We start from the raw sequence: 20,388 nt of genomic DNA, 5'->3' as shown, positions 1-20,388 counted from the left end.
TCGGTGCGCCCGACGCATTGTCGAATGAACCGGACGAGGCGCGCGATGCTCACTCGAACCGAGTGACGACGAAGGTGCCTGTGTTCGCCGACCTGGTCATGCTCTCGAACACTCCGCTCACATCGGACAAAGCGATCTCCTTCGTCACCATCTTGCCGGGAGTCAGGCGCCCGCTTGCGACCATGGGAATCATCGACGCAAAACGGTGCGGCGCCATGCCAAGAGAGCCGATGATCTTCAGTTCCCTGAGCACGATGGTATCGATCGGCACGCTGACGTACCCTGCTTCCTTCCTGGTCGTGAGCCCGATCTGAAGTTGTCGACCGCCTTTGCGCAGGCTCATGATCGCATCGACGCAGGTCTGAGCAATCCCGAGGGCGTCGACCGCCACATGCGCCCCGCCTTTCGTTATCTGCATGACCGCCTCGACCGCCTTCGATTCCCGACTGTTTATCGCGAAGTGCGCGCCCATCTCGTTCGCCAGATCGAGATTGGCGTCGTTGATATCGACGCCGATCACGCTTGCGCCCAGCGAGGCAGCGATGTTGATCGCCGACAGGCCCACACCTCCGCACCCATAGACCACGACCCATTCCCCGGCCCGAAGCTCGGCCCGGTCGACCAGTCCGTGGAAGGAGGTCATGAATCGACACCCGAGCGCGGCACCGTCGGTGAAGCTGATGTCATCGGGCAACGCCATGAGGTTCCGGTCCGCATGCGGGACGCTCACGAATTCAGCATAGCCACCCGAGTATGTCCGGCCCGGGATGATGCCGCCGTCGCACAGATGCGACTGTCCACTCTGGCAATACTCGCAGGTTCCTTCGCTGCCGGAGAAGGGAACGACGACCCGGTCGCCCTTTTTGAATCGCGTCACGCCCGGCATCACGTCTTCGATGATCCCGGTCATTTCATGGCCCATGATGAGCGGAAATTCCCGCTTGCTATCACCGATCCAGCCGTGCCAGTCGCTACGGCACACGCCGTTGGCCTGCACGCGAATGAACGCGCCCAGAGCAGCCGGTTGAGGGTCCGGCACGTCGCGAACCGCAAGCTGCTGAATTCCTTCCAGGACAAGCGCTTTCATAACCAATCCCTTCCTTCTTGTCGAGACCAAAATCCGCCGCGCCGTGTCGTGCGCCGAGCCGACGCATTCCTGTCGGCCGAGTGGCGGTCCTGTTTACACACCATTCAGAGCCGATAGTAACCGCAACCGTCTATATGTCAACCATTGATTAATTTATCGAGGGATGATCGCTAGCACTTTCCAATTTGATCGTATTGGCTTCAATCTCTGCTGATACGCCAACTTTGGAACACTATGAAGAACCGCGTCTCATGATCTTTAAGCTATTGGTTATCCATTGACTATTTAGATTTCGCAGTTTAACGTCCGGTCATCGATCCACTCATGGTGGCGCTCCGTGGACACGGACGCCGCACTATCACAGGGCGACAGGAATGGACAGGCAGAGCAATGAATATCCGGTGCCGATGCAGTTCATCGGTGGAGAATGGCGTCGTGGCGGCGACGGTCGTTGCGGCTTCGTGCGAAATCCCGCGACGGGAGAAGTACTGGCCGAGGTGCCACGGGCAAGCAGGCAGGATCTCGACGACGCCCTTGCTTCCAGCTCATCAGCTTTCGATATATGGAGAAAAACGCCGGCAATCGAACGCGCCGCTGTACTCAACCGCGCCGCTCATCTGGTTCGGGAACGTAGCGCTCACCTGGCTCGTCTGATGACGCTGGAACAGGGCAAGACGCTGACGGAGTCGACACTCGAGTTTTCGATCGTTGCCGAAACACTCGAATGGAATGCGGCAGAAGCATTGCGCGCCAACGGCAGGATCATCCCGGCGCGCACGCGAGGCGCGCGTCAGATGGTGGTGATGCAACCGCTCGGCCCCGTAGCCGCGTTCACACCGTGGAATTTTCCCGGTGTGCTACCCGCGCGGAAGATCGCGACGGCGCTGGCCGCCGGTTGCACGGTCGTGATCAAACCTGCGGAGGAAACCCCTGCCTCCACCATCGGGATTGCCCAGGCGCTCCAGGATGCAGGGTTGCCGGCCGGCACGTTGAATGTCGTTTTCGGCGTGCCGGGAGATGTATCAAGTCACCTGATCCGCTCCGACATCATCCGCAAGGTTCATTTCACCGGCTCCACAGAGGTCGGGCGGCGCCTCGCCACGCTGGCGGCCGAGGGGCTCAAGCCCTGCACCCTGGAGTTGGGCGGCCACGCACCTGTACTCGTGTTCGACGACGCAGATCTCGATACGACCGTCGCGACCTGCGTACAAGGCAAGATTCGAAACGCAGGTCAGGTATGCACGTGCCCGACCAGATTCATCGTGCAGGAAGGCATCTACGAGGCCTTTGTCCGGCGATACGGCGAAGCGATGGACCGCATAGTCGTCGGGCCCGGCGTGGACCCTGCCAGCCAGATGGGCGCGCTCGCCAACCGGCGCAGGCGCGACGCGGTCGAAGAGATGGTCTCGGAGGCCATCAGCCAGGGTGGCCGACTCGTCGCCGGTGGCAATCGAGGCGATCGAGGCGATCTTCAAGGCACGTTCTGGCGCCCGACTCTGATAGCGGATGTGCCCCGAAGCGCCCGGGCGATGAACGTCGAGCCCTTCGGCCCCCTCGCGCTGGCCACCCGATTCTCGACTGTCGAAGAAGCGCTCATGGAAGCGAACCGCCTGCCCTACGGTCTGGCCGGCTACGCGTTCACCCGTTCAGCGGCGACGGCGGTGACGGTTGCCGACGAATTGCAGGTCGGTGGGGTCGGCATCAATACCTTCGCGGTTTCGCAAATCGAAGCGCCGTTCGGCGGCGTGAAGGACAGCGGTTATGGCGTGGAAGGAGGACACGAAGGCATAGAAGCCTTCATGCACCCACGCTACGTGCACCACGTTACCTGACCCTGCAGGAACGAATCGGCAACGAGTAGCCGGCGTGACGCACAAACGTCACGCATGACGAATTGACTTCGTGAGACACCCGCGACGGACTCTAGCCGATGTGCCTGCGGATCGACTACGGCTCAAAACAAGCATGCCCTTGTGAGCGAAATTCAGCAATGGTGCGCGCGCGTCGATTTGCGAAGCCGCGGCACCCGTCGGCGCACCCTGCACGCGCGAAACGCCCGCAGCGAGGAGCGCCCCTCCTCCGCATCTGTTGTTTTCTCATCGCGCGTGGCTGACGCCCTTGGGACGGCGCGCCAAACTTGAATTCGAGCACTATGCGCCCCCTCGCCCCTGACCAGAATACTCGAATGGTTAACCATGAAGAATGATGTCCTCGTGACGCTGCGATCTTACTGTCCTCTCTGATTCCCCCGGAAATTCGGCTTCGTTCAACCCACGATGCGCGTTTTCCCCGATAGTCTGCCGTTCACGTACAGGCAATGATTAGTTAAAGGTTAACCTTTCATAAATCAACCTTCCGATAGTAACGCTCTCGGCAGCAACCCGCGCCCGATGTTCAACATGCTCCCCGGTAAACTGGCCGGGAGCGTAGAGGAGACGAAATGTATTCGACCAACGCCGTAATAGACACGCCCGCCGTGCGGCCAGGCACTCACCGACGCCTGATTATGTCCACGATCCTCGGTACGACCATCGAGTTCTTCGATGTCTATATCTACGGGCTTGCTGCGGGACTGTATTTCGCTCACCAGTTCTTTCCCAGCATCAGCCCTACGATTGGCGTGATCGCGTCGTTCGGCACGTTGGCGAGCGGTTTTCTCATCCGCCCGCTCGGCGGCATCATCGGCGGACACTTCGGCGATCGCTACGGTCGAAAGAAGGTGCTCGTCGCAAGCATGATCACGATGGGCGTGGCGACTTTCCTCGTTGGTGTCCTTCCGACTTACTCGGTCATCGGAATCTGGGCGCCGGTCCTGCTGATCCTTGCTCGGCTTGCCCAAGGACTTGGCGCAGGGGCCGAGTGGGGAGGCGGCGTATTGATGCTCGTCGAACACATGAGCAAGAATCGCAGAGGTTACTGGGGCAGCTTCGCCAACTTCGGGATCTGGCTTGGCATCGCGATCGGAACGTTGATCTTTGCAGCCATCACGCGCCTGCCCGAAGAAACACAGTACTGGATCTGGCGACTCCCCTTTCTCGCATCCGCAGCACTGGTTTTCGTCGGCTTGTGGGTGCGCCTGGGGGTTTCAGAGACGCCCGTCTTCCTGAAGGCCGAAGAAAAGGCGGCCGAAGCCAAGCGCGAACGGCTACCTATCGCCGAACTGTTTGGAAAGCACAAGAAAGCCACGATCATCGCGATTTTCATTGCCACTGGCGCGTGTTCGTATCAGATATACGGGACGTTCGCGACTTCTTATTCGCGAGCGCTGCATCTTCCGGTGAGCACGATCCTGCTCTTCCAGTTCGTCAACGGCTTCGTCGCGATGGGATTGACCGTCTTCTTTGGCTGGCTCTCCGACAAGACCGGACGCCGCGTGCTTGCGATCATCGGGAGCGTACTGGTTGTACCGGCCATGTACCTGCTGTTCTGGTCGCTCAACAATGCGTACCTACCGCTCGTTCTGGCGTCGCTCATTCTGCTCGAAATCGGCCACTCCATGGTCTATGGGCCAATGGGCGCTTTCCTCTCTGAATTGTTCGACACACGTACCCGATATACGGGTGTCTCGATCGCCTATCAGATCGGCGCCGGCGCCATTTCCGGACTGGGACCGCTCATCGCTTCCACCATACTCGCGAGCGCTGGCGGCGCGCCCAATGTCTACGCGGTACCGCTGATCGTCGTCGTCACAGGGTCGTTGACGATCATAGGCGCGCTACTCGCGCCCGAGCGTGCCGGCCGCGATCTGCCCTTATAACCAGTCAGGAGGCGGTGTCACGCCGCCTCCTTTCAGCACGGACAGTGGGCGTCTCAAACTCGGAGCTGTTCAATCAAGTTTCGCATCAACACTTCGCTGGGTCCACCCAATCCATCAAAAGCTCTATTTTTTAATGAAATGCTATGGACTACTACGTGCATAAAAAATTTCTGATTACTGTCGCTCTAGGCGTGCTGACGTCGTCCTCGTGGGCTCAGAGCAGCGTAACGCTATATGGAATTATCGACGCAGGCCTGACTTTCAATTCGAACGCGAACGGAGATCGCCAGTACGCGATGACCAGCGGGAATCAATCAGGCAGCCGCTTTGGTTTCAGAGGACTCGAGGACCTCGGCGGAGGCATGTCGACAGTCTTCAATATCGAAGCCGGATATAGCACGACAACTGGCGCAATGGGACAGAACGGGACACTTTTCGGCCGGCAGGCGTACGTCGGCGTGATCTCGAAATCCTACGGGCAGGTGACACTCGGCCGTCAGTATTCGACGCTGTACGATTTTTTTGCCGGGCTTACCTCGGGCAATACATGGGCTGCCGTGGGAACCGGCTATGGATCCCATCCCGCCGACCTGGACAACATGGACAGCTCGAATCGTGTCAACAATACCGTCAAGTACCAGTCTCCGCTCTATCATGGCTTCTCCATGGGAACGATGTATTCCTTCGGGAACATCGCGGGGAGCATGTCGCGAAATGCCATCTGGGGTCTGGCAGGGTCATACAGTCAGGGGCCGCTGACGATCGCAGCGGGCTATCAGGCCACACATACCCCGAACTACTCGTTCTGGGGCAACAAGGCGAACGACAGTTCGACCGCGAGCAACATGCGAAGCCCCGTATTCGTGGGTTACTCCACCGCGGGCGAGCAAGACATTTTCGGTGGTGGCCTGTCTTACGCAGTCGGCCCCGCAACCCTCGGCTTCGTTTATACGAATACGCGCTTCCGCGATCTTGGCAGCGTCGCGGTGAGCGGGCTCACAGCACAACAATCCGCCTTGCGCGGCACCGCCTCGTTCAACAGCTATGAGGCGAACGGTCGCTATATGGTTTCGCCCTCGTTGCTGCTTGGTCTCGCGTACATCTACACACGGGGTGGCGGCGCCGGCGGTATCGAAGGTGCGAACTATCATCAAGTCAATATTGGGGCCGACTACTTCGTGTCCAAGCGTACCGATCTTTACGCCGTAGTCGCATATGAGCAGGTGTCGGGATTCGATTCCACCGGCAAACCCGCCGTCGCCGCGCTGGTGGGCGCCACGCCGTCCAGCACCAACAAGCAAACCGTCGCAGTCGTGGGTATCCGGCACAAGTTCTAATCGAAAATTCAGCGGCGCGCGTGCATCGGTGCCGCGCGCCGCATGGAGCCGCGCGGTGCTCCATGACGGCAGGAAACCCGTCCGGCCGGACACTTCAAACCCGCATTTATTCCTTTCCCGCCCGCAAATAAATCGCCGCTTCCACGCGGAACAAAACCTCCTGCCCCGCTGTTTTGCTATCGACGGTCGCGACATCCCACGGCGACCATGATCGGCACGATTCGCTCAGCGAACGGCTCGACAGGAGGCATCATGCACCGCGAAATCTTCGTCCTTGAGCACAACTTCTTCAGCTTCGGCTGCATCTATCGGGTGGACGTGCGCAGTCGCAGCGGCCGCCTGATCGAGACCCGCTACGTGAAGCTGAACGATATCGCGTGGTGCTAGGCGCTCTCCCCGACACTCAACCACAAGCTCAGATTTTCGAGGAGACCTCTCCATGCCCTACGCTTATGCCCAGTTGCCCGACATCGTTCCCCACGATGAATGGCTAAGAGGAACCTCGGCGCTGCTTCAGGTACGCGGCGCGGCGCTGAAGGATCTGGATCAGCAGATCCTCATGTATCAGCGCAACCGGACGGTTCATCAGTTCCACTCGCTGGTGCAGGCGTACGAGCGCTGGCAACTTTCGGCCGGCCCCGACGATGCCTGGAAAAGCGCTTCGCGCAACGGCTCGAAATACTTCACGCTGCTCGATCAGCAACTGCGCGGCAAAGGCGACACGGACGCCGCGGCTGGCGCGCAGGACTTCATGACGCCGGCGCTGATCAACGCACGCCTCGGCGTGCTGTACCTCTTCGGCAACCTGGAACTGGAGGACGACACGTTTCAGGTGCTGCTGGAAGGCGCTTTCGATATCACCAACGTCGGCCTCGGGTTCGCGCCGGACACCAATGTCGCGGCGGCGCGCGCCTCCGCGGTGCTGGACAACAGTGTCGTGCAAAAATCGGCCTCGCTCGCGCTCGAACAGGTGCAGCAGAAGATCAGGAAGCGCAAGGAACCGACGCTCACGAAATCGAATCAGCTCACGAATTCCACGCTCACGTTGCCGGCGTTGAGCAGCGCGGCGCAGCGGCTGTACGAGGCCATTCGCGCCAAAGTCGAGGAAGGCGCAAGAAAACTGTGGGACATGATTCGCGAAAAGGTCGCGGACATCCGCAACGATCCCGGCGGTTTCGCGCTCGACACGATGCCCGCGCTGTTGCGCAAGCTCATCGATTTCCTGTGCGGCAAGCTGCTCGCCACGCTCGCGCCGTTCATCGGCGCGGGCCTCGATATCGCCAAGGGCATCGCCAATACCGTCGATAGCAGCATCACCAAGTATCGCGAGTGGGTGCAAGGCCGCGACGTGCAACTGCTGACCGGGCATCCCGGAACCATCGTGGAAGCGATCAGGCGCGCGATGAAGCTGAGCATCGGTTCCGGCGTATACGACCTCGTCAAGGGCGGCGCGAGCCTCGGCCTGCAGTTCGCGAGCCAGGGTGCGTCGACCATCATCGATGCGGTCGTGTCGATCATGGAAACGCTCGCGAAGGTGATCTGGAAGATCGTGGAAATCAAGCGCATCAAGCGGTTTTGCGAGCAGGCGAAGGGTTACTGGGAAGCACGCATGCAACGCGACGCGCTGCATACCCGGCCGCTCGCCTTCAACGGCTGGTTCAAGCGCTATGCGGTGCCGATTCCGGCGCTCTCGGTGCTCGCCCTGAACTCCGGCATCTGCGGCGACAAGATGCACTTCCTCGCGATGTTCAAGGATGACGAGAACATCGTCACGCAGGCGGAATTCACGGCCGGCTGCAAGTACGTCGACAGCCTCAAGGTCTGGGGATCTGACTATCTGGGCGATGCGGGCTTCGCATTCAGTTCCGACGACGCGATGATCAAGGGTCTGCTCACGCTCGCCACGAGTCACAAGGAAGAGCAGACCTGGGACCTGAAGGTGCGCAAGGCCGTGCTCGGCTTTTTGAACGGATAGCGCCTGCGCGCATGCAATGATCGCAACCCCTTCACGCCCCGAGGCATCGCCGCGATGAACGCTCCGACTCTGCTGCAAACCATTCGCTTCGGCGTTGCGCTCGCATGTCTGTGCGCGCTGCACGGCGCGCACGCGGGCCCGGCGATGCTGCTGCCCGAAGGAACCGTCACGCTGATCCGTGCGACGACCGTGTTCAATGTCGATGCGCCCATCGCGCTGCAGCCGGGCGATCTGCTCGCCACCGATGCACACGGCGGCGCGCAAATCGAGGACGGCGACGGCACGATTGTGGCGCTCGCCGCCAACACGCGCGTCGCCATCGATGCCGCGCCGCACGGCTATGCACTCGCGCTCCTCTCAGGCTGGATCAAGATCGCGCGTCCGCGCACGGGCACGGCCGGGCCCTTGTCGATCGATACGCCCGCGCTCGACGCGAGCCTGCTCGACGGCGCGGCGGTACTGCATGCGAGCCGCGACATGACTTCGCTCTTCATCGAAACGGGCAGCATGACGCTCGCCCTGCCCGAACATGCCGACGCGCATCAGCCGCTCGACGGCGAACACTACGCCGAACGCGAGACCGGCAAGCCGCTCGATGTGGGCAAGCGTCCCGCGACGTCGTTCGTCGCCGCGATGCCGCTGCCTTTTCGCGATCCGCTCGCTTCATCGGCGGCGCCCGCGAAGGCGAAGCTCGTCGCGCGGGCGCAGGGCCGCCCCGCGACATATGCCGATATCGCCGACTGGCTGAGCGCGCCGCTGCCGATCCGGCGTGGCTTCGTCGCACGCTTTCGGCCGCTCGCGCAGGGCGAGCCGTTCCGCGCCCAGGTGCGGCAGAACCTGCGCACGCTTCCCGAATGGCGGCGCGTGCTGTGCCCGCCTCCCGCCATGCCGCGCCGGCGCGCGCCTTCGCCCGCGCAAAACCCGTCAACCGAGGTGGAATCATGAGACTGTCGCTCGCCGTCAAGTTCAATCTGGTGTTTCTGGCGGTGTTCGTCGTCGGCTTCGTGTCGGCCGGATTCGCCGCGCGCGAGTTGCTGCGTCGCGCGGCCATCGACGAAACCGTGCAGAACGCGCGCGTCCTCATGGAAGCAGCGAGCGCGGCGCAGAACTACACCGCGACGCAAGTCACGCCGCTTCTGCAGACGCAGCTCAAGTACAGCTTCGTGCCGCAATCGGTGCCGGCCTTCTCGGCCGTCGAAACGCTGATGACGCTGGAGAAGCGCCTCGCGGGATACTCGTATCGCTCGACGATGCTGAACCCGACCAATCCGCGCGACCGTCCCTCGGACTGGGAAGCGGATGTCATCCGCCATCTGCACGACAAGCCCGAACTGAAGGAAGTCGTCGGACTGCGCGACACGCCGACCGGGCAGAATCTGTATATCGCGCGCCCGAACCGCATCAACGACGCCGCCTGCATGGAATGTCACAGCGTGCCCTCGCGCGCCCCGAAAACGCTCGTCGACAAATACGGTCCCGACAACGGCTTCAACTGGGCGATGCACGACGTCATCGGCGCGGATTTCGTCTCGGTGCCGATGGCGCTGCCCATCGCGCGCAGCAACGCGGTGCTGCGCACCTTTCTCGGCTCGCTGCTCGCCGTGTTCGTGCTGCTGCTGGTTGCGCTGAACGTGATGGTGCATCTGCTCGTCACGCGGCGCATCCGCGCCCTCTCGCGCGCCGCCGATGAAGCCAGCCTCGGACAACTCGACGGCGCGAACTTCAGCGAGCGCGGCCGCGACGAGATCGCTTCGCTCGCCGCGTCGTTCGCGCGCATGAAGACGAGTCTCGTGGAAGCGTTCAAGATGATCGAGGCATGAGGTGAAAGCCGCTGCGATGGACCCGCCGCGCACCGCCCGACTGGGCAAGTACCGCATCGACGCGGTGCTGGGCACGGGCGCGATGGGCGTGGTCTATCGCGCCTTCGATCCGCATATCGAGCGGCATGTCGCGCTGAAGACGGTCCGCCACGAGCTGCTGGAGAGCGGCGAGCGCGCGAGTCTGATGACGCGCCTGCGCAGCGAGGCGCAGGCCGCCGGACGGCTCACGCATCCGAACATCGTCGGCGTCTACGACTACGGCGAAACCGACGACACCGCCTATATCGCGATGGAGCTGGTCTGCGGACACGCCCTGAAGCCCTTGCTCGACGCGGGCCGTCCGCTCGAACTCGCGCGCGCGCTCGACTGGTTCGCGCAACTGCTCGCCGCGCTCGGCTTCGCGCACGCGCACGGTGTCGTGCATCGCGACATCAAGCCCGCGAACCTGCTCGTCAGTGAGCAAGGCCGGCTGAAGGTCGCGGACTTCGGCGTCGCACATGTCGAATCGTCGACGCTGACGCTGGCGGGCGCGATGATCGGCACGCCTTGCTACATGTCGCCGGAGCAGTTCACGGGCGAGTCCGTCGATGGGCGCTCCGACCTCTTCTCCGCCGCGATCGTGCTCTATCAGATGCTCACCGGATGCCGGCCGTTCGCGGGTGCATCTCAGGCGGAAGTGATGCGGCAGGTCATGCACGAGACGCCGCGCATGCCGTCCGTCTGCAACCCGGCGCTGCCGTCCGGAATCGATGACGTGCTGATGCGCGCGCTGTCGCGCCTTCCCGCCGCGCGCTTTCAGACGGCCGACGCGTTGCGGCAGGCGCTTCACCATGCCTCGGACGGCAGGCCCGCGACCACGGACGACTGCACGATTCTCGAAGCGCAGCCGGTGACGTCGGCCGCTGCGCTCGCTTCGGGGACAGGCTCGTGGCGCGGCGAGTCGTTGCCGTCGCTCACGATGTGGCCCGCCGCCACGCTCGCCTCGGTCGAGGCGCGGCTCGCCGCGCAGATCGGGCCGGTCGCGCGTCTGCTGGTGCGGCGCGCGGCGGCGCGCAGCGCGGATGCGCCGGATCTGCCGGCGCTCGTCGCGCTGCTCGCGCCGCATGTGCCTTCCGAGCGCGGCCGCGCGCAGTTCGTCGCTGCTTTCGCGGACGGGTCGAGCGCGGGCACGGCGCATGGTGCGGCATTGGCGCCCTCATCGCTCGATGCAGAAGAGGTGCGGGCCGCCGCGCTCAAGCTCGCCGTTTATCTCGGTCCGATCGCCACCCTCGTCGCAAAACGCGAGGCAGTCCGCGCCGCCAGCCTGCGCGCGCTGCACGAACGGCTCGCGGCGGCCATCTCCGATCAATACGACCGCGCGCGTTTCCAGCGCGATGTCGGACTGTAGCGCCCGTTCACCACGACACGCATCCGAAGGAGCACGACCGATGAATCCCGACACGCTCATCCGCCGCGCGCCGGTCCGCCTTGCCGCATGCACGGCGTTCGGCCTCACCGATGCCGGCCGCGTGCGCCGCGAGAACCAGGACCGCTTTCTGATCGATCCGGCGCTGAACCTCGTCGCGGTCGCGGACGGCATGGGCGGCCATGCCTTCGGCGCGCGCGCCAGCGCGACCGCGCTCGACTGCATCGCCACGCGCCTCGCCGCCGATACGACGTCGCGCGCTCACGCCGACGCCGCCCACGTCTACGATCCCGACGCCACCGTGCACGATGCATCGGCATGCGCGATGCGCGCCGCCGCCGACGCGCTCGACCACGCCAACGCGACGCTTCACGCGATGAACCTGCGCGAGCGTCTCGCGCACCGCTCGATGGGCACCACGTTGACGGGCATCTGGCAGCCGTCCGGCTCGGCGAGTCTGATCTCGCTTCACATCGGCGACAGCCGCCTCTACCGCTATCGCGACGGTGCGCTCACGCAGCTTTCGCGCGACCAGACGCTCTATCAGCAGGCGCTGGAGCGCGGTGTCATCGAACATTTGCCGCCGCGCAATGTGCTGCTGCAGGCGCTCGGGCCGCTGCCGTCGATCGCGCCCATCATCGAAACGCATGCGTGGCTGCCCGGCGACCGCTATCTGCTGTGCAGCGACGGGCTGCACGGCGAGGTGCCGCACGGCGAGATCGAAACGGTTCTCGGAGCGATGACGCCGCAAGGCATCGACGACGCCTGCGAGCGACTGGTGGCGCTCGCGCTCGATGCCGGCGGCAAGGACAACATCACGGCGGTCATCGCCTGCTTCGACGGCGGCTAACCGACACGGTCATCGAAGAGCGCCGCGACGAACGCGGCATCGGGCAGACCTGCGCACATGCGCGCCGTTTGCGCATGCCACCAGACGCTCGTTCCCCAGGCTCCTGCATGCGACGGCGTCGAAACTTCGTTCGCGTCATGTCCAGGCCCTAGCGCCAGCAATCCGGCATCGAAATCCACGAGACGCGCGCCCTTGCCGAGCGTCGCGAGCGCGAGCGCGCCGCAATGCGCGAACCACGCGTGCGAATGCGGACGCCAGGCGGACCACGCGCCCGCTTCAACGGGCGCGGCGATCGTCAGGGGAAAATGCCGGCCCGCACTGTCGACGCTCGGCATCAGCACGCCCGCCCAGCCGTCCTCACCGAGCACGCCGCCGCCGAGCGCGAAGCGCCACAGCGGCGCGCCCAGATACGCATCGAGCCAGGCACGCCCGCGCGCCGCGCGGCTCGCGAGCAGGCCCGCCTGCAACATCGCATCCCAGGGAACGACAAAGCCTTGCGGCAGACGCCGCGTCACGAAGTCGCCGTTGCCGCGCAGCTTGCCGAAGCATCCGGCGACACCCGGCGACGCCATCACAGATGTTCCGGGCAGCGAAACTGTTCGAGCGGCGCGCGCCGGAAAGGATTGACGACGCTCGTCGCGTCCAGCTGCAGCACGGCCTTGCGTCCGGCGGAATCGAGCGTGAGCCGGTAGCGGTCCGGCTGCGCGGTGGCGTCGAGCCTGCCCGCGTCGATCAGATGCAGGAGCGCCCACGGACCGCTCGCGTCGAGCGGCGCGGCTTGCGTCGCCGAAGCCGGATCGAACTGAGCGCTAGCGCGGCCCGTGTTCTTGCCGCTCGGCCACTGCAGCAGCATCGACTGAAGGCCGTCCTGTCTGAGCGCAAGCTGCTGCCCGTCGATGTCGAGATTCAGTTGCGTCACCGCCGGATCGAACGAAAGCGCCTTCACGCGAAAACGGATCGACATGTCGCGGCCGCCGTCGTGGAAGAACGCATCGCGGATCTGCGCGGCGCGCTGGAATTGCGCGAGGGCGTCGCGCGGCATGCCCGCCGGCGGCGTGCCGGCGCGCCATTGCCAGACGGGCCCGCTCGTATCGACCAGCGCGGCCAGGTTCTTCTGGAAGAAATCGTCGATGAGGCCTCCCGGCGCGAACAGCTTGCCGAAGTCGTCGGCGGCGACGTCGCGCGTAGAAGCCCGCACGAAGGGATAGCGGCCATCGAGCGCGCGGCGGCACAGCGGGCCGGCGTTCGCGTTCCACTGCGCATCCAGCCGGGCGCGCTCGCCGCCTTCGAGGAGCGCCGTGCCGGCCGTGGCGATCGACGCGGCGACCGGCGTGAGCGGCGCCGGGCTCGTCTGGCTCGCGAGCCTCAGCTTGCCGAGCGCGTCGCCGGCGGGCGCGGGCTGGCCCATTCTGCGCGCGGCGTCGGCGGCATCGAGATAGACGGCGGCGTCCTTGAGCGGCGCGAGCGCGCGATCCAGCGCCGTGGCGTCGCCCGGCTTGCCTGCGAGCTGATGCAGTGGCTGGAAGTGGTCGTCGACGCGCGTCGTCGGGTTCGCGCCGAGCGTCGTCTCGCGCGCCGCCGCGACGATGAACTTCCTGAGCGGCGAGTCGGGCGCGGACAGCTCGTTCGCGATACGCGCGCCATCGGCGAGACCGCTGACGGGCGCTGCGCTCACATCGTCGAGCAGCGCGTCCCATGCGTGGATATACGCATCGAAGTAACGCTCGTCGAGTGCGGCGCGCAATGCGGCGATGCCGTCGGGCGTGAGCGCGACGTCGTCGCGGCCGAGCACCCAGGCGTCCTTCTCGACATTGGCGAGCGCGGCGTCGCGCAGGTTCGTGTATTGCGCATAGCCGGCGCGCGTGTACGCGCCCGCGACGCCGGCCGTGAGCGGCGCGCCGCTCGTGCGCCGCAGCAGCAGCGGCGCGTTGGGTCCGGCCGAGGCGCTCACGCTGAACGCACCGATGTTGCCCTGCGCGAGCTCGCCGTCCACCCGGTTGCCGATGCGCTGCGACAGCGGCAACTCCGCCAGCCCCGCGCGCGCCGTCCTGATGAGCGCGTCGTCGAGCGGGAGCGACGGATCGAAGTGCGTTTTGTCGAACAGCGCGGCGAGATGCGCGTCGAGCGCGCTGCGCTGCGCGGGACTCGCGTCAGCCGCGAGCGCCGGCACCAGATGCGCGCGCAGCGCGGCGGCGTCGAAATGGCGCGCGTCGCCGAGCATCAGATAGGCGCGCAGCGCTTCATATCGATGCGCTTCGGATGCCGGACCATTGCCCGTTGCGCCATCGCGCAATTCCTGCGTCAAGGTGCCGACCGCGAGCGGCAGCAAGGTCTGATCGAGCAGACGCCGGTACGTCACGCGCGCCGCCTGACCGAGCTTGTCGCCCTGATAGAGCCAGAGCCGCGTGAGCCACGGCACCGGTTTGCCGGCGTCCGCATAGCCGCCGGGCAGCGCGCGCGCCGCGTCCAAGAGCGGCAGCACGGCGAGCGGACCGGCGGCCGCGTTCGCCTCGCGCGCCAGCTGCCCGACATGCCGCGTCTCGCGCTCGAACGCCGCGACATAGGCGCGATTGCGCTGATAGCTCACGGCCATGCACGCGAGCGCGAGTGCGAGCGTCACACCGACCAGCGCGAGCGCGCCGCGCCGCAGCCACGCGCTGCAGCGCTCGAAGCGGGCGTTCGCGCCCACCAGCCCGGCTTCCGCGATCACCACGTCCTTGAGCATCCGGTTGATGAAATACGCACGCCCCGACGCATCGCGGTTATACGCCGCATCGCGACGCAAGCCGAGCGATTGCGCGATGCTGCTGATCGCGCGGTCGATCGGCCGCCCGTGCTGCGTGCCGCTCGTGAAATAGACCCCGCGCAGGAGCGGCGACGCGTCGAAGCGCGTGCCGCGAAACGCGCCATCGAGAAAGCGACCGAGCGCCGGCTGCAGCCCCGCGAACTGCTGCGCGAAGCCGTAGATGCGCGCGCGCCGCGCGACGTCCGTCTCACGCTGCATGCGATGCAGCACGCGCGCCTGCAGCCGCGTGCCGAGCGCATCGAATTCGGCGGGGAATGCGGCGAGCGCCGCGCTCGCCCCCGGCGACTCGTCGAGCGCGAAGGTGATGCCCCAGACCTGGTTGCGCTCCGCTTCGCCGAGATCGTCGAAGAATTCGGTGAAGCCCGCAAGCAGGTCGCACTTCGTCACGACGACATACACCGGAAAGCGCACGCCGAGCCGCTCGCTCAGCTCCGTGAGGCGGCTGCGGATCGTGCGGATGTGCGCATCGCGCGCGGCGTCGTCCTCGCGCACGAGATCCGCCGCCGAGAGCGTGACGATGACGCCGTTCAGCGGCCGCCGCGGCCGGTACTTGCGCAGCAGTTGCAGGAAGCCGGTCCACGCGGATTCGTCGGCGTGTGCGTCGCTGTCCTGCGTCGTGAAGCGACCTGCCGTGTCGACGAGCACGGCGTCGTCGGTGAACCACCAGTCGCAGTGACGCGTGCCGCCGACGCCGCCGATCGCGTCCTCGCCGAGCTTCTCGCGCAGCGGAAAGCGCAGGCCGGAATGCGCGAGCGCGGTGCTCTTGCCAGTGCCCGGCGCGCCGATGAACATGTACCACGGCAACTGATACACCCATTGGCGGCCGTTGACACCTTTCATGCGCGCCTGCCGCAGAATCGCGAGCGCCTGCTCGAAGCGCTCGCGCAGCACCGCGAGCTCCGCGCTGCCGGCCGCGGCTGCCGGTCCCTGCCCCGCCACGCCGCTCATGAAGCGCAGATTGACGAGCCGCGCGGCGACGAGGCGCGCGCCCCAGACGATTCCCCACACGGCGACGAGCGCGGCCATCGCGATCCAGCGGCGGTGCGCCGTCTCGAGCGGCGCGTGGCCATCGAACGCGAACAGCGGCCCTTCGAACCACACGACGACGAGCAACGCGAGCACGCCCGCAAGCGTGAGCCATTGCGGCGTCCTGAGCGCTCCTGCGATCTTTTTCATCGATATCTCCATGCTGATCTGCTTGACGAATGCCTCACGACGATGCGCCCGGCGCGAGCAGCGTGATCTCCACGCGGCGGTTTTTTGCGCGGCCTGCGGGCGTGTCGTTCGACGCGAGCGGCTCGGCGTCGCCGCGCCCTTCCGCCGAAAAGCGCGCGGGCGTGCCGGTGAGCGACGCGAGCATCGCGCGCACGCTGTCGGCGCGGGCCTGCGACAGATGCCAGTTCGACGGGAAGCGCGCGGACACGAGCCGCTGATCGTCGGTATGCCCCGTCACGACGACCTTGCCGGGCACGCCCGCAAGCGCCTGCGCGATGCGCCCGATCAGCGCGCCGTAGGCGGGATCGAGCGACGCGCTGCCGGAGGCGAACAGGTTGTCGCCGTTGATCGTGACGATCGAGCGGTCCGCCGCTTCGCGCACCGAGACCAGGCCTTCGCGAATCTCGGGCGCGAGGAAGCTCGCGAGGCTCGCAGCGGCGGCGGGCATCGCGGCGGGCGCGATCACGCGCGCCGGCGCGGCGGGCCGCTCGCTCACGCGAACGCGGTCGAGCGCTTCGAACGCGGGGTCGGACGTGCGATTCAGGCTCATCGCGAGCGCGATGTGCGTCGCCACGACCACCACGCCCGCGAGTGCGGCGCAGACCCACGGCGGCAGGCGCTGCACGAGCGGCCGGCGCGCGCGCTCGGCGGGCCGCCAGTGCACCGACAGTTCGGTTTCGAACGCGCCGCGCTGGTCGCGGATGATGCGTTCGAGCCGCTCGCGCACGGATTCGAGCTGACTGCGTCCGCCGTCGATCAGTCGATAGCGTCCTTCGAAACCGAGCGACAGGATCACGTACAGAAGCTCCAGCACGTCGACGTTGCGCGCCGGATCCTGCGCGAGCCGTTGCAGGATCAGAAAGAAACGCTCGCCGCCCGACGCCTCGTTGTGAAAGGTCACGAGCAGGCTGCGGCTCGCCCAGACGCCACTGCCCCACGGCGTGCCCGCGATCGCCTCGTCGATGCAGGTGCACAGGCAATAGCGCGCCGCCGCGAGCTTCTCGGTGTCGGCGCCGCCCGCGCGGGCATCCTGCTCGAAGGCGCGCACCATGCGTACGAGCTCGCCTCGCAGCCCTTCGATGTCCGCCATCGCGGCCCGCTGACGCAGCGGCAGCGCCAGCTCGATGAGCGGATTCGCCGCGCGCACCAGCGGGTTCAGGCCGCTCGCGGCTGGCAGCACCGGCGCGCGCGGCGCTTCGTCCATGCGCGCGCGCTCCGCCAGGCGTGCGCCCGGCTGCGGAATCAGAATGGTGTCGTCGAGGTCGAAGCCGGCTTGCGGCAAGGCGGGTGCATTCACAATGCGTTCCTTCGTCGAATGGAGCGGGGATTCAAGGGCGGATCGCCCAGAACTCGAACTGGATGCCGGGAAAATCCCCCGCTACATGCAGCGCCACGCCCGCCGAGGTCGCGAACTGCCGCCACAGATCGCCGCCGCGCTCCAGCTCGAAATAGGTGAAGCCGGCATGGAACGGCAACTGGCGCGGCGCGACCGGCAGCGCACGCAGCGCGACGCCCGGCAATTGCAGATTGACGAGATCGCGGATGCGCTCGACCGGCCCGAGCTTGGCCTGCTGCGGAAAGCCGTTGAGCAGCGCGGCGGGCGCGAGATCGGCCTTCACCGCGAGCACGAAGCTCGCCGAGCGGAACAGCTCGCGGTCCGGCACGATCGCCACGCGCAGGCCGTACTTGCGCTCCTCCAGCGCGATCGGCACGGCATGCGGGTCCATCACGGCGGCGAGCGCGGCGCGCAGCGCATCGACGATCGGCGTGAAGGTCGCATCGAGCCGCTCGTGGCGATACGCCGGGAACGCGCCCGGACGCTTGCCGGACAGGCTGAACGTGGCGAGCTCGCCCGCCAGTTGCAATGCGTGCTGATGCAGGTCGTGCGGATGCAGACCGGTCGTCGACGCAATTCCCGCGAACAACGGCTCCGCCCGGTTGAGCACCTGCAGCAGCAGAAAATCGGCGATCTCCGCCGCGCCGGTCGCGGCGGGCTGGGCGAGGCGCGCGGCGAGCGCATCGGCGCGCTGATGCATGAGGCCCGTGAGTTCGTCGACGAATCCGCACAGCCGCCGCGACACGCGATAGTCGAGGCAGGGCGGCGCGTAGCCGGCATCGAGCACGATGCTGTTGTCCGCGCGGCGCTCGACGATGCGCGCGATCCCGAGCGACGTATGCGCGTGCGCCACGTCCTCCTCGAACGCGAGGCGCAGTTGCAGCTTGCCGACCTGCACGAGCGCGGCGCCGGTCGCGCCTTCGTTGCTGTCGAGCACTTCCGTTTCCGCGATGCGGTGGCGTGCGAAGCCATCGTGACCGGCCTGCGCCGCATACGCGGCCTCGGGCGCGCCATGACGCGCGACGGGCAACGCGAGCACGACCGTCAGATCGCGCGCGTCCTCGGGCACGGCGAGGGGAAGCGGGAGTTCATCGTCGGCGGGCAGCCGGAACGGACTGCCATCGGGCAGCACGCCCGCGCACGCGGTCAGCGCGATACGGCCGAGCTTCAGTTGCGCGACGTCGATCTCCAGTTCCGAAAAACCGAACGCATAGGGCCGCAAGGCGGCGCAGCGCGCGTCGATCTGCGCGCGCACGTAGCGGTCATGCTGCTGCAGATGCTGCGGCTGAAGCAGCATGCCTTCGGACCAGATCACCTTGTTGTTCCTGGACATCGTCGCCTCGCGCTTGGATTCAATGAAGGATTGAAGGAGCCAGCGGCTTCGCATCGGCGAAACCGTTCGCCTGCCGCTCATATGCGTCGTTGAAAGCGCTGCCGGTGAGCGCCTGGAGGTCGTCGGCGCTCGCGCGCGTCAGTTCGGCATGCAGCGCCACCAGACGCTCCCACTGACGCGCCTTGCGCCACGCCGGCAGCCAGTCGAGCCAGCCGCGCCGTGTGTCAGCCGCCGCGATCGCCTCAGGATCGAAGCGCCCGAGCAGGTGCTGCATGGCCGCGCGCGTGCCCGCGAGGACCGCGAGTTCGTGACGCCGGATATCGTCGAAGGCGCCTTGAAGCGCGCTCTGCGCGGGCAGATAGCCGGCGCTCGCGCCGCGCAGCATTTGCGCGAGCGCGCCATCGCCGTCGGGGAAGAACTTGAGCGGGTTGTTGTCGCGCTGGACCAGCATGGTCGTGTCGAGACTGATTTCGCGCTTCATCACCGAGCGCGACAGCAGCACGTCCACGACGCCTCGCACCGCCGTGCGCAGCATCGCGCCCGCGAGCCGCGCGACCTCGGCGGCATCGCGTGTGTTGAGCGCGGCGGCGTCGACGCCCATGCCGTCGAGCAGCGCCGCGTAGGCCGATTCGGCTACCGCGTCATTCGCGGCGGCCGTCGTGGGGATCGGCAACTCCGGCGCGCTCGTGCAGGGCGCCAGCGCCATGTCGCCGAGCGGATCGTAGTCGTGCGGAATGCCGCCCGCCGGCGCATGCGTGATCGCGCGCACGGGCGGCACGTAGGCGACCTGCTCGGGCGGCACGTGATCGCTCTGCGATCCGGCGAACGCCGCATGGCCGTCGAGCCGATGAGGCGCTTCATGTTCACCGCTGAGCGGATCGAAGCGCGGGCCCGGCAGCGGCGAATCCGCCAGCACCGCCGCGCAGGCGAGCGGATCGTGCGCGAAGGTCTGCGCCGCGCCCTCTTGCTGCGCGCTCGCCGCGTCCAGAGGATCGAAGCCGCGACGGTCGTGCACGCCGAGCGGCGCGTCGAAGGCTGCAACGGGCGCGCGCGCCATCGATCGCACGCCGAGCCGGTAGCCGCCGATCTCCAGCACGTCGCCGTCGGCGAGCGGCGCGGGCTGGCCGCCCGCGAGCGGCCGGCCGTTGACCCGGCTCGGATTGCCGCCGAGATCGGCGAGCCGCCAGCCGTCCTCGGTCCAGTCGATCCGCGCATGCACGCGCGACACGGTCTTCGCCGCATCCGGCAGCACCAGCTCGTTGCCGGGGCCGCGTCCGATGGTGCCGCCCGCCGCGCCGAAGCGGCACGCGAGCGGCGCATCGGGCGCGCTGCCCTGATAGCTCTCCGCCGTGAGCGTGAGATACATGGAGTCTCCTTCGTGTCCGTTCATCTGGAGCCGTCATCGGCCTGGCGGGGCGCGGCGGGGGCATCGGGCGACGCGCTCGCCGCGCCTGCGCCGGCGCCTGC

Annotated in this window: 15 protein-coding genes; 9 read left to right on the top strand and 6 right to left on the bottom strand. The window is 66.3% G+C overall.

Features of this window, described 5'->3' with window-relative positions:
* Window positions 1-49: 49 nt before the first annotated feature.
* On the bottom strand, window positions 50-1,087 hold the full coding sequence (locus AWB80_RS39065) for a zinc-binding dehydrogenase (RefSeq protein WP_061179967.1): 1,038 nt from the start codon (window positions 1,085-1,087) through the stop codon (window positions 50-52).
* Window positions 1,088-1,461: 374 nt separating this feature from the next.
* On the opposite strand from AWB80_RS39065, the gene AWB80_RS39060 reads away from it, so the two are divergent.
* The 9 genes from AWB80_RS39060 to AWB80_RS39020 all read left to right on the top strand — a co-directional run bounded on the left by AWB80_RS39060 (window position 1,462) and on the right by AWB80_RS39020 (window position 12,231).
* Window positions 1,462-2,919, top strand: a complete 1,458-nt coding sequence (locus AWB80_RS39060; protein ID WP_061179966.1) for an NAD-dependent succinate-semialdehyde dehydrogenase — start codon at window positions 1,462-1,464, stop codon at window positions 2,917-2,919.
* A gap of 608 nt (window positions 2,920-3,527) precedes the next feature.
* The gene (locus tag AWB80_RS39055) at window positions 3,528-4,844 is read left to right on the top strand and encodes an MFS transporter (RefSeq protein WP_087131959.1); all 1,317 of its coding nucleotides are present in this window, start codon (window positions 3,528-3,530) and stop codon (window positions 4,842-4,844) included.
* A gap of 155 nt (window positions 4,845-4,999) precedes the next feature.
* Window positions 5,000-6,181: a porin gene (locus AWB80_RS39050; protein ID WP_482764101.1), complete on the top strand. Its 1,182-nt coding sequence runs from the start codon at window positions 5,000-5,002 to the stop codon at window positions 6,179-6,181.
* A 252-nt stretch (window positions 6,182-6,433) separates the two neighbouring features.
* On the top strand, window positions 6,434-6,568 hold the full coding sequence (locus AWB80_RS45370) for a hypothetical protein (RefSeq protein WP_279628691.1): 135 nt from the start codon (window positions 6,434-6,436) through the stop codon (window positions 6,566-6,568).
* A 52-nt stretch (window positions 6,569-6,620) separates the two neighbouring features.
* Window positions 6,621-8,156, top strand: coding sequence for a hypothetical protein (locus tag AWB80_RS39040; RefSeq protein WP_061179962.1), 1,536 nt, complete (start codon window positions 6,621-6,623; stop codon window positions 8,154-8,156).
* 54 nt (window positions 8,157-8,210) lie between these two features.
* On the top strand, window positions 8,211-9,101 hold the full coding sequence (locus AWB80_RS39035) for a FecR domain-containing protein (protein ID WP_061179961.1): 891 nt from the start codon (window positions 8,211-8,213) through the stop codon (window positions 9,099-9,101).
* Window positions 9,098-9,976: a c-type heme family protein gene (locus tag AWB80_RS39030; RefSeq protein ID WP_061179960.1), complete on the top strand. Its 879-nt coding sequence runs from the start codon at window positions 9,098-9,100 to the stop codon at window positions 9,974-9,976. The genes AWB80_RS39035 and AWB80_RS39030 overlap by 4 nt, the downstream gene beginning before the upstream one ends.
* A 1-nt stretch (window position 9,977) precedes the next feature.
* Window positions 9,978-11,363, top strand: coding sequence for a serine/threonine-protein kinase (locus AWB80_RS39025; protein ID WP_061179959.1), 1,386 nt, complete (start codon window positions 9,978-9,980; stop codon window positions 11,361-11,363).
* 40 nt (window positions 11,364-11,403) lie between these two features.
* Window positions 11,404-12,231, top strand: coding sequence for a PP2C family protein-serine/threonine phosphatase (locus AWB80_RS39020; protein WP_061179958.1), 828 nt, complete (start codon window positions 11,404-11,406; stop codon window positions 12,229-12,231).
* Here AWB80_RS39020 and tagF read toward each other — a convergent pair.
* From tagF to tagH, 5 genes are read right to left on the bottom strand one after another with little or no spacing between them, the layout of a single operon-like run.
* Window positions 12,228-12,803: a type VI secretion system-associated protein TagF gene (tagF, locus tag AWB80_RS39015; RefSeq protein WP_061179957.1), complete on the bottom strand. Its 576-nt coding sequence runs from the start codon at window positions 12,801-12,803 to the stop codon at window positions 12,228-12,230. The genes AWB80_RS39020 and tagF overlap by 4 nt on opposite strands.
* The gene (gene tssM, locus AWB80_RS39010; RefSeq protein ID WP_061179986.1) at window positions 12,803-16,213 is read right to left on the bottom strand and encodes a type VI secretion system membrane subunit TssM; all 3,411 of its coding nucleotides are present in this window, start codon (window positions 16,211-16,213) and stop codon (window positions 12,803-12,805) included. The genes tagF and tssM overlap by 1 nt, the downstream gene beginning before the upstream one ends.
* Before the next feature lie 34 nt (window positions 16,214-16,247).
* Complete coding sequence (tssL, locus tag AWB80_RS39005) at window positions 16,248-17,549, bottom strand: type VI secretion system protein TssL, long form (protein ID WP_061179956.1); 1,302 nt, start codon at window positions 17,547-17,549, stop codon at window positions 16,248-16,250.
* Between the two features lie 31 nt (window positions 17,550-17,580).
* On the bottom strand, window positions 17,581-18,921 hold the full coding sequence (gene tssK / locus AWB80_RS39000; RefSeq protein WP_061179985.1) for a type VI secretion system baseplate subunit TssK: 1,341 nt from the start codon (window positions 18,919-18,921) through the stop codon (window positions 17,581-17,583).
* A gap of 19 nt (window positions 18,922-18,940) precedes the next feature.
* Entirely contained in the window at window positions 18,941-20,287 is a 1,347-nt protein-coding gene (gene tagH / locus AWB80_RS38995; RefSeq protein WP_061179955.1) for a type VI secretion system-associated FHA domain protein TagH, read from the bottom strand.
* Window positions 20,288-20,388 lie beyond the last annotated feature (101 nt).

Origin of the sequence: Caballeronia pedi (assembly GCF_001544915.2) — a bacterium.
In the GTDB taxonomy this organism is placed as follows: Bacteria; Pseudomonadota; Gammaproteobacteria; order Burkholderiales; family Burkholderiaceae; genus Caballeronia; species Caballeronia pedi.
This window is presented reverse-complemented; position numbering and strand designations above follow the sequence as displayed.

Excerpts from the sequence above, each read along its gene's own strand:
- AWB80_RS39065 (WP_061179967.1), bottom strand. The coding sequence starts at position 1,087 with ATGAAAGCGCTTGTCCTGGAAGGAATTCAGCAGCTTGCGGTTCGCGAC.
- AWB80_RS39060 (WP_061179966.1), top strand. The coding sequence starts at position 1,462 with ATGGACAGGCAGAGCAATGAATATCCGGTGCCGATGCAGTTCATCGGT.
- AWB80_RS39055 (WP_087131959.1), top strand. The coding sequence starts at position 3,528 with ATGTATTCGACCAACGCCGTAATAGACACGCCCGCCGTGCGGCCAGGC.
- AWB80_RS45370 (WP_279628691.1), top strand. The coding sequence starts at position 6,434 with ATGCACCGCGAAATCTTCGTCCTTGAGCACAACTTCTTCAGCTTCGGC.
- AWB80_RS39040 (WP_061179962.1), top strand. The coding sequence starts at position 6,621 with ATGCCCTACGCTTATGCCCAGTTGCCCGACATCGTTCCCCACGATGAA.
- AWB80_RS39035 (WP_061179961.1), top strand. The coding sequence starts at position 8,211 with ATGAACGCTCCGACTCTGCTGCAAACCATTCGCTTCGGCGTTGCGCTC.
- AWB80_RS39030 (WP_061179960.1), top strand. The coding sequence starts at position 9,098 with ATGAGACTGTCGCTCGCCGTCAAGTTCAATCTGGTGTTTCTGGCGGTG.
- AWB80_RS39020 (WP_061179958.1), top strand. The coding sequence starts at position 11,404 with ATGAATCCCGACACGCTCATCCGCCGCGCGCCGGTCCGCCTTGCCGCA.
- tagF (WP_061179957.1), bottom strand. The coding sequence starts at position 12,803 with ATGGCGTCGCCGGGTGTCGCCGGATGCTTCGGCAAGCTGCGCGGCAAC.
- tssM (WP_061179986.1), bottom strand. The coding sequence starts at position 16,213 with ATGAAAAAGATCGCAGGAGCGCTCAGGACGCCGCAATGGCTCACGCTT.
- tssK (WP_061179985.1), bottom strand. The coding sequence starts at position 18,921 with ATGTCCAGGAACAACAAGGTGATCTGGTCCGAAGGCATGCTGCTTCAG.
- tagH (WP_061179955.1), bottom strand. The coding sequence starts at position 20,287 with ATGTATCTCACGCTCACGGCGGAGAGCTATCAGGGCAGCGCGCCCGAT.